Below are 8,663 nucleotides of genomic sequence, written 5' to 3' on the forward strand. Positions count from 1 at the left end.
AATATTTGTATTCCGAAATTAAAAGCCCATCGATAAAATATCGATGGGCTTTTAAATTATGTAAAATTTATTATTGTTTTTGCGTAATGCGTTTTGCTATTACTTCATATGCGATATTTAAAATAGTAACTAAGAGGCTAAAGCCCATAGCACTATATAAATAAATTTTATCAATATGAATGTGGAAACCTTCAATTACTAAAATTAAACCAACAATAACTAGGAAAGTTAAAGCGAGAATTTTTAAAGATGGGTAATTGTCAATTAACTTCACAATATAATTACTAAAACACATCATAAAGATAATTGCAATAATTACCGCTAGCACCATTACAGGTAAGTGTTCGGCAATACCAATAGCGGTAATTACTGAGTCTAGTGAGAATACAGCATCCATAATAATGATTTGCATAATTACAGAAGAAAAAGTAGCGTATACTTTCTTTTCACCATTCTCTTCATGTTCGGTATGCATAATGGTACTATATAGTTCACCAATGGCTTTATAAACTAGGAATAAGCCACCTAATAATAGAACTAAATCACGACCAGTAACAGCAAAGTCATTAATATAGAATAATGGTTTAATTAAGTGACTTAACCATGCTAAAGTGAAGAGTAGAGCGACCCTTACTCCCATAGCTAAGCCTAAACCAATCAGTTGGGCTTTACGCTTATGTTTTTCTGGTAGTTTATTAACTAAAATAGCAATAACTACAATATTATCAATCCCTAAAACTATTTCTAATAAAGTTAGGGTAAATAGAGATAGATAGAAATGGTAATCGAAGAGTAATTCGAACATTGTAAATATATAGTAAGTAAAGAAAAATAACAAGAAAAAGGAGACCTCAAGAGGGCTCCTTTTAAATCGTCAGAAGAGTAAATTAGTATAAACGATTGTGACGTGAGTTTTCACGAGCTACGCGTTTAGCGTTACGTTTTTTAGCTGTAGCTTTTAAACGTTTACGGATTGTAGCTGGTTTTTCGTAGAATTCACGGTTACGAACTTCAGCTAAAATACCTGCTTTTTCACAACTACGTTTAAAACGACGTAATGCTACGTCAAATGTTTCATTTTCACGAACTTTAATTACTGGCATGAGCCATACCTCATTTTAGTTTATAATTGGTGGAGTAAATAGTAAGAATGACTATTTACATAAAAAGACTAACTTTACTTATATAAGTAAATAGAGGGCATTCGTTCCTAGTCAATAAATATATATTCAGGTAAATTATAACAAACTATTCTTAGCTTTTGTTACTTTTTTGTAAATTCATTCCAGTTAAAGATGTATTTACCGTTCTCAACACGTTGTAAAGTCACGTCAATTTTATCTTTAATGGTGAATAATTTACCATTAAGGGTTATTTCCATAGCGTTAGAATTAATAGAAATTGAATCTACTTTATCTTCTAAACGATAAGTGTATATAAAACCATTAATGCCTGAATCGATTAATTTAATTCGTATGCCTGAATTAATAATTGATACTATTTCAGCTGTAAAGCTTTGATTAAGTTTCTTGTTTAAGTATTGAGTTTCAAGAATCACAGCAAGTTCTTTAGCGATATTTTTAATGTTTACACGTAAAGTATTTAGTTTTTCAAGTAACTCATTACTTATTAGTTTATATGGTTGCTTAAGTAGGAAACTCTTCAAATTATGTTGATTAATAATATCTGTATATCTACGAATAGGAGAAGAGAAGTTAATATAAGCTTCAGTTCCTAAACCAATATGCACTTGTGGCTCAAGCGTAAAATCTGAATTATCCATAAAACGTAATATACGAGAGACATATACATCGTTATATTTACTTACGATTTGTAAAATAGCATGGAATAATTCTAATTTTTCACAATCTGATAACTCGGCATGATATTTATCTAGATACGGAACAAGATCATGCATATCTTTATCTTCAACTAAATATTTTAAATACTCACTAAAGTAATTTAAATTATTAGCTTTAATGCCGTGTTGTTGATTGTAAATAGCTGGAATGCCAAATTGCTTATAAAAGCTACCAGCACAGGAGTTAATGAGTAACATGCACTCACTAATTACTTCATGAGAAATGCTAAATTGGTTGAGAATAATATCAACGCACTCACTATTTTCATCAATAATATAATCAGTATTAGTGGTTGAGTAGTTTACTGTACGTTGATGCAGATCTCTCCATGCTAAGCGTCCTAGATGAAACTTGTATAGACGATCAATTAGAGCAATTATATGGCTAGGAGCTAATTGATGATTAGCAAAAGTTTGTTCCGGATTTACTAATTGTTTAGTGATATAAGCAGATACTTGCTCATAATTTAATTTAGCATGATTATTAATCGTAGCTAATCTAAATTCAGAACCTAATACTTCATAATCTGCTGCCAAGTAAATAAAACCTACAAGACCTGGCTTGTTACCATTTTCTAATAATGAGCTCGTAGCTGTAATTTTTGTTGGTAACATATCCACGGTAAAAGCTGGTAGATATAAAGTTTGGGTTAAAGCTTGAGCGCGTTGATCTACTACATCATCAAAGTTAAATAATGCACCAGGATCTGCAATTGCGATAGCTAAAATGTGTTGAGTATGCTCTGGAACTAAAAGTTTTGCGGCATTAAAAGCACATTCTTGTGCAAACTCATAACTATGTGCTACTTTAGATTGAGTCAAGATAGCAGCAGAAGTTAACTTAGTTAGATCTTCACTTGTAACTATTTTATCTTGCTCACTGATAGTATAAAGATACACTAAATCGTCAACATCTTGTGTTTTTTCACTATCAATAGAGATAAATGGAATTGCAGTTAAATCCACACGCTCTTGAGCATTGCGATCGATTTGCGGTTCGGTAATAGTATCGTCTACGCTCGGTAGAAGATTTTGTTGTAATTTTTCATGCCATTGATGTAATGGATCTTGATAGCTACATACATAATCATTAATCGTAAACGTAAAATTAGCATTAACGTCATTAATTTTTGCATTAATGTCGTCGACTGTAACTATAACTACCGAATCTAAAGCAATTTCATCTTTTGCGGCTATATCAGAAGCTAAGCTCGCATTAAACGTTTGCTTAGTAGGATCATCGCTTAAAATGATTTGTAAAGGATTTAAATTAACTACTTTAGCAACACAGCGAGTATAAGGATGGCTAATTACAGTTTTAATGTGTCCAATTAAACTGCGTTTAGTCTTACCGATAGTATAAGCTACTGTACATTGATCTAAAACTAAACTAGCAGCATTATTTGCCACATAAACGCGTTGCTCTCCTTGTTCGATAAAACCAAAGCCTTTCTCATGCACGCGAATAATACCTACGTATAAAGTATGATTTAAACGGTGTTTATTATCGTGCACACAAGTACAGGTTTTACCAGCACATAGATAATAGCTAGATTCTTTTAATTGTTCATGATCTTTGCAATCACATAAAGGATAAGAACGATTATCTAACTGATTGTTTGTAATGTGGTCATTACTTAAATAGTGTACTTTATCATCACCACTAATAAAAGAAACAGTTTCAATACCTTGAGCAAAAGGATTTACTCCTTTAGCTTTCTTAGCATAAAATTTGTTCTTTTCTTCTTTACTTTTATTTAGTAAAGCTCGTCCTTTACCTTCTTGAGGTGAAGATTTTTTTTGCTCAGATAATTGCTTTTTTAATTCTAATAAAGATTTATTATCTTTTAGCATAAGCTGATTTCGTTGACTGTATATATGCGTAAAGCCTAATTCAATGAATTAGGCTTTACAGAGATACTAAGGTTTAATTAGTCTAAAAGGTTTTCGTTCATTGCAGCGATAGAGAAACCACCGTCAACATGAATTACTTCACCTGTAACACCTGATGCTAAATTAGATAGTAAGAATGCAGCTGTACCACCAACGTCTTCAGTTGTAACTGTACGACGTAATGGAGTTACTGATTCACAGTAATCTAACATTTTACCGAAGTTTTTAATACCTTTAGCAGCAAGAGTTTTAATTGGACCTGCTGAAATTGCGTTACAACGGATACCTCTATCACCTACAGAGTTAGCAATGTAACGTACACATGCTTCTAGTGAAGCTTTAGCTAGACCCATAACGTTATAGTTAGGGATTGCACGCTCTGCACCTAAGTAACTTAAAGTAATAATTGAAGCACCTTCGTTTAAGTAAGGGTTAGCTGCTTTAGTCATTGCTGCTAAAGAGTAAGCAGAAATGTCATGAGCAATACGGAAACCTTCTCTTGTTACAACTTCAACGAAATTTCCATCTAATTGATCAGCACCAGCAAAAGCAATAGAGTGTACGAAACCGTCAAATTTGTTCCATACTTTTGCTAAATCAGTGAAACATTTTTCAATTGATTCATCATTAGTAACATCACATTCTAAAACGATGTTTGAACCAAATTCAGCAGCAAATTTCTCTACACGACCTTTTAATTTTTCACCTACATAAGTGAATGCTAATTCAGCACCTTGAGCGTGTAATTGTTTTGCAATACCGTATGCGATTGATAAATTTGAAGCAATACCTGTAACTAAGATTTTTTTATTTGCTAAAATTCCCATGATTATGCCTATATTAATTTTTTGCAGCGTTATCTAAATTACCAAAACTTACTACTTTATTGTTTTGGAAAGTTACTACATAAATTTTTTGTGTTACTTTTCCACGTGTAGAAATATCACGCGTTACATAGTACCACGAGTCTTCAGAAAGAGTTTTATATACATTTGGAGTTCCCAGAATGTATAAAACTTGTTCTTTGGTTAAACCGTTTTTAATTTGAGCAACTTGTTCGTTAGTTAAAACAGTACCTTCTGATCTAACTGGTTGATAGATGATCGAACAAGCAGATAAACTTACAACACTTAATGCTGTAAGACATGCAAGAAAAAGCTTTCTCATTTAAAACCTTATATTAAGTAAACTAGTCTATAGTTACGCAAAGTTTACGTTGTCTGCAAGCTATTATAGCATAAAACTAGAAATAATTACTAAGCTCCTGCCGTATTTGTCTGAAATAAAGCAGAACCTATACGTACTTGTGTCGAGCCATATTTTAAGGCAACTTCTAAACTGTCAGACATTCCCATCGAAAGGATCTTACAATTAGATCCTAATTTTGCTTTGATGTTGTTAAAAACTTGTTGCGCATATTCATATTCTTGAGGTAAATTTTGCGTGCTCGCAATAAACATTATCCCTTGAATGTTAATATTCGGTAATTTTTTCGCAAGAGAAATTAGCTCAAAAATCAGTTTTGGTTCACAACCATGACGGTTATCGCCTGTAACATTTGGCGATCTTAACTGTAATAAAATGTTAACAGATGCAATTTGCTGTTTAGTCGCTTGTTCAGCAATTTTTTCTAAGGTTTTTACACTATCAACCGTCGCTATAGCACTACTGATAGCAACAGCATCTTTAATTTTTTTACTTTGCAGATTACCAATAATATGGATTTCTAAATTATTTAAGGCATCAAGTAAGTAGTCGTGATTTTCTTTTATATGTAGCCAATCGCGTAAACAATAGATAAAAGTACAATCAAGTAATATTTCAGCACTAAAGTTAGATAAATCTAAATAATCCTTGCTTAGCTGCTCTATTAGGGTTAATAGTTGGGGGTAATCTGTGGTATTAGTTTTATCACTAAATAACACACTAAGGTAAGTATCTAAATTGTTAGCGCTAGTTAAAGGTAACTTTTCACCAATTTGCGCAATAAAGTCACAATAAACTGCAACTAAGTTATTAGTAAGTAAATATTGAATAAACTTTAAAGATTTATCTTTACGTACAGCTTCTTGTAAATAATTTTCCCCAAACTTTAATTGCCCATTTAAAACTAATGCAAATAATTGCATAGTCGTTGCATATTTGGTAACTGCAATTAATTCAGCTTGCTCGGTTTTGTGAAATTTGCTTTGGATTTGCACTATTAGATTCTTAATCTGCGTGAGATTTTTAGCGATTTGTTGAAATAAAGTATTGTTTATCATAACCATAAAAAAGAGGAGAGCATAAAGCCCTCCCTTTTTCTTTAGAATACTTAAAATTTAATCAAAAAGGAATTATGGATCTCTAAAAAAATTATAAAGTGTTTTTAGAGTTTAAATCATCCATTGATTGGCCGATACGGTCAACCATTGATTGTTGTGCGTGACGTAACCAGTTACGTGGATCGTAGTATTTTTTGTTTGGAGCGTCAGCACCGTTAGGGTTACCTAATTGACCTTGTAAGTATGCTTCGTTTTGTTTGTAGAATTTTAACACACCTTCCCATGTAGCCCATTGAGTATCTGTATCGATATTCATTTTAACTACACCGTATGATACAGCTTCTTGAATCTCTTCGTGAGTAGAACCTGAACCACCGTGGAATACGAAATTAACAGGTTTATCAGTTGCAGTTTTGTGTTTTTCAGCAACGAATTTTTGACCATTTAATAAGATTTTTGGTGTTAATTTAACGTTACCTGGTTTGTAAACACCGTGTACGTTACCAAACGCTGCAGCGATTGTGAAACGGTGAGATACTTTTGATAACTCAGTGTAAACGTAGTCGATTTCTTCTGGTTTAGAGTATAAATCAGCTTGGTCACGGTGAGAGTTGTCAACACCGTCTTCTTCACCACCAGTAATACCTAATTCCATTTCTAGAGTCATGCCTAGTTTATCCATACGAGCTAGATATTGCTTACATAACTCAACGTTTTCTTCTAATGGCTCTTCTGATAAGTCGATCATGTGAGAAGAGAATAATGGTTTACCGTGAGCTTTGAAGAATTCTTCACCAGCATCTAATAGGTGATCGATCCAAGGTAATAATTTTTTCGCACAGTGGTCAGTGTGTAATACAACTGGAACACCGTATTTTTCTGCTAATAAGTGAACTTGTTTAGCACCTACGATAGCTCCTAAAGCTGCTTTGTAGTGTGGATCTACGTCTAAACCTTTACCAGCGATGAATTGAGCACCACCGTTTGAGAATTGAACAATTACAGGAGAACGGAATTTAGCTGCAGCTTCCATTACTGCGTTTACTGAATCAGTACCTACACAGTTTACTGCAGGTAAAGCAAAATTGTGTTCATGACAGATTTTAAATAATTTTTGTAAATCGTCACCATGTACTACACCTGGTTTGATTACATCTAATACTTTAGTCATTTTTTAACTCCAACTAAATTATTTGTTACGTTCTTCAAGGATTGCTACAGCTGGTAAAACTTTACCTTCAACAAATTCTAAGAAAGCACCACCACCTGTAGAAATGTAAGAAATTTTATCTTTTAGACCAAATAGATCGATAGCAGCAAGAGTATCACCACCACCAGCTACTGAGAATGCATTTGATTCAGCAATAGCTTCAGCTAATTCTTTAGTACCTTTTAAGAATGCTTGGAACTCGAAAACGCCCACTGGACCGTTCCATAAAATAGTACCTGCATTTTTGATGATTTGTGTTAATTCTGCAGATGTTTTGTCACCCACGTCGAAAATCATGTCATCAGCAGCGATGTCTTTAACATCTTTTTCTACTGCTGGTTCATTTTCATCAAATTGTTTACCAACACGTACATCAACTGGTAAAGGAATAGATACTTCTTTAGCTAAACGTTGTGCTTCAGGTACTAAATCATCTTCACATAGAGATTTACCAACTTCAACACCAGCAGCTTTTAAGAAAGTATTAGCAATACCACCACCTACGATGATTTGATCTGCTACTTTAGATAAGTTGTCTAAAACAGTTAATTTTGTAGAAACTTTTGAACCACCAACGATAGCAACTAAAGGACGTTTAGGATTTTTTAATACTTTACCTAAAGCGTCTAATTCAGCGCTTAATAATGGACCAGCTACAGCTTCTTTCGCAAACTTAGCAACTGCGTGAGTTGAAGCTTGAGCACGGTGAGCTGTACCAAATGCATCCATTACGAATACGTCACATAGTTTAGCGTAAGCTTTACCTAATTCTTCGTTGTCTTTTTTCTCACCAACGTTAAAACGAACGTTTTCTAAAACTACTACTTCGTTTTCGTTTACATCAACTTTATCTTTACCTACGTAGTCTTTTTCTAAACGAACTTTAACACCTGGTAAAGCTTCTGCTAAATAATCAACTACAGGTTGTAAACTAAATTCTGGGTTGTATTCACCTTCAGTAGGACGACCTAAGTGAGAAGTGATTAATACTTTAGCTTTATTTTCTAAAGCGTATTTGATTGTTGGAAGAGTAGCAACGATACGTGCATCTGAAGTCACTTTACCATTTTTAACTGGTACGTTTAAATCAGCACGGATAAATAAAACTTTGTTATTAATGTCTACATCTTTTAATTGTTTTACAGACATGGTTCTCTCCTGTAATATATTCAAACCGAGCTTATTATACCATGCTCATAAATATCCTAAGCAAATAAACCAATTTTCTCTCGCTATAACAAAGATAAATTGTTGATTTTTAATTATTTGTAAAAGTGAAGATATAAAAATAACCCTAGGTATAGCTAGGGTTATTATTCACAAGCGATTAAAGTAAATTTAAAATTACTTCTTAGAGATTAATAATTTAATTTATTAAGACAAACAGCTAATAAAGCATTAATTAATGTTTTTTAAACTTTTTAGAAAGATGTGT

Annotated in this window: 8 protein-coding genes; all 8 read right to left on the bottom strand. The window is 32.9% G+C overall.

Annotation, left to right across the window (positions count from 1 at the left end; translation table 11 throughout):
• Window positions 1-70: 70 nt before the first annotated feature.
• The 8 genes from CKF58_RS06720 to CKF58_RS06755 all read right to left on the bottom strand — a co-directional run bounded on the left by CKF58_RS06720 (window position 71) and on the right by CKF58_RS06755 (window position 8,377).
• Window positions 71-805, bottom strand: coding sequence for a TerC family protein (locus CKF58_RS06720; protein ID WP_119532258.1), 735 nt, complete (start codon window positions 803-805; stop codon window positions 71-73).
• Window positions 806-887: 82 nt separating this feature from the next.
• The gene (gene rpsU / locus CKF58_RS06725) at window positions 888-1,103 is read right to left on the bottom strand and encodes a 30S ribosomal protein S21 (RefSeq protein ID WP_119497179.1); all 216 of its coding nucleotides are present in this window, start codon (window positions 1,101-1,103) and stop codon (window positions 888-890) included.
• Window positions 1,104-1,264: 161 nt separating this feature from the next.
• Window positions 1,265-3,715 carry an RNB domain-containing ribonuclease gene (locus CKF58_RS06730; protein WP_119532236.1) on the bottom strand — a complete coding sequence of 817 codons (2,451 nt, stop codon included), beginning with the start codon at window positions 3,713-3,715 and terminating at the stop codon, window positions 1,265-1,267.
• Between the two features lie 77 nt (window positions 3,716-3,792).
• A complete protein-coding gene (locus CKF58_RS06735) occupies window positions 3,793-4,581 on the bottom strand; it encodes an enoyl-ACP reductase FabI (RefSeq protein WP_119532238.1) in 789 nt (262 codons plus the stop codon).
• A 13-nt stretch (window positions 4,582-4,594) separates the two neighbouring features.
• Complete coding sequence (locus CKF58_RS06740; protein WP_119532240.1) at window positions 4,595-4,921, bottom strand: outer membrane protein assembly factor BamE; 327 nt, start codon at window positions 4,919-4,921, stop codon at window positions 4,595-4,597.
• An 89-nt stretch (window positions 4,922-5,010) separates the two neighbouring features.
• On the bottom strand, window positions 5,011-6,018 hold the full coding sequence (locus tag CKF58_RS06745; RefSeq protein ID WP_222987753.1) for an alanine racemase: 1,008 nt from the start codon (window positions 6,016-6,018) through the stop codon (window positions 5,011-5,013).
• Window positions 6,019-6,109: 91 nt separating this feature from the next.
• Complete coding sequence (fbaA, locus tag CKF58_RS06750; RefSeq protein WP_119532244.1) at window positions 6,110-7,189, bottom strand: class II fructose-bisphosphate aldolase; 1,080 nt, start codon at window positions 7,187-7,189, stop codon at window positions 6,110-6,112.
• An 18-nt stretch (window positions 7,190-7,207) separates the two neighbouring features.
• Complete coding sequence (locus tag CKF58_RS06755) at window positions 7,208-8,377, bottom strand: phosphoglycerate kinase (RefSeq protein ID WP_119532256.1); 1,170 nt, start codon at window positions 8,375-8,377, stop codon at window positions 7,208-7,210.
• Between the last annotated feature and the right edge of the window lie 286 nt (window positions 8,378-8,663).

Origin of the sequence: Psittacicella hinzii (assembly GCF_003585935.1) — a bacterium.
In the GTDB taxonomy this organism is placed as follows: Bacteria; Pseudomonadota; Gammaproteobacteria; order Enterobacterales; family Psittacicellaceae; genus Psittacicella; species Psittacicella hinzii.

Coding starts and splice junctions, on each gene's coding strand:
- CKF58_RS06720 (WP_119532258.1), bottom strand. CDS start 805: ATGTTCGAATTACTCTTCGATTACCATTTCTATCTATCTCTATTTACC.
- rpsU (WP_119497179.1), bottom strand. CDS start 1,103: ATGCCAGTAATTAAAGTTCGTGAAAATGAAACATTTGACGTAGCATTA.
- CKF58_RS06730 (WP_119532236.1), bottom strand. CDS start 3,715: ATGCTAAAAGATAATAAATCTTTATTAGAATTAAAAAAGCAATTATCT.
- CKF58_RS06735 (WP_119532238.1), bottom strand. CDS start 4,581: ATGGGAATTTTAGCAAATAAAAAAATCTTAGTTACAGGTATTGCTTCA.
- CKF58_RS06740 (WP_119532240.1), bottom strand. CDS start 4,921: ATGAGAAAGCTTTTTCTTGCATGTCTTACAGCATTAAGTGTTGTAAGT.
- CKF58_RS06745 (WP_222987753.1), bottom strand. CDS start 6,018: ATGATAAACAATACTTTATTTCAACAAATCGCTAAAAATCTCACGCAG.
- fbaA (WP_119532244.1), bottom strand. CDS start 7,189: ATGACTAAAGTATTAGATGTAATCAAACCAGGTGTAGTACATGGTGAC.
- CKF58_RS06755 (WP_119532256.1), bottom strand. CDS start 8,377: ATGTCTGTAAAACAATTAAAAGATGTAGACATTAATAACAAAGTTTTA.